The sequence below is a fragment of the Microbacterium sp. GbtcB4 genome (genome assembly GCF_019091465.1).
In the GTDB taxonomy this organism is placed as follows: Bacteria; Actinomycetota; Actinomycetes; order Actinomycetales; family Microbacteriaceae; genus Microbacterium; species Microbacterium paraoxydans.
Window position 1 is genome coordinate 1 of the sequence record NZ_JAGXJJ010000064.1, and the last position, 289, is coordinate 289.

Sequence of the window (289 nt, forward strand, 5' to 3'; positions counted from 1 at the left end):
CGTAGAACTCGGCGATGATCTCGTTCGAGTAGTAGGCCTGCGAGCCGAAGACGATGGTGTCGCAGCCACCACCGTCGCCGGCGTCGTCGGTGGGCGCGTCCAGCGGGTTGCTGTTGGCGCAGCCGGAGGGGGCGAGGGCGGCGGCGAGCGCGACGCCGCCGGCAAGGGCGAGGCGGGACTTTCGTGCGGTGGACATGGACTTCCTCTTCTCTGGGGGACGATGCTGTGGTTCAGGCGGGGGCGGCCGCGGGGGCGGGCGCCCCGGCGCGGCGACGGTGCGGACGGGAGT

At 73.0% G+C, this 289-nt stretch carries 1 pseudogene; it reads right to left on the reverse strand.

Going from position 1 to position 289, the window contains the following annotated elements:
* Positions 1-196 (reverse strand): annotated as a pseudogene (locus KVS71_RS17295) (glycine/betaine ABC transporter); the annotation flags it as partial.
* Between the last annotated feature and the right edge of the window lie 93 nt (positions 197-289).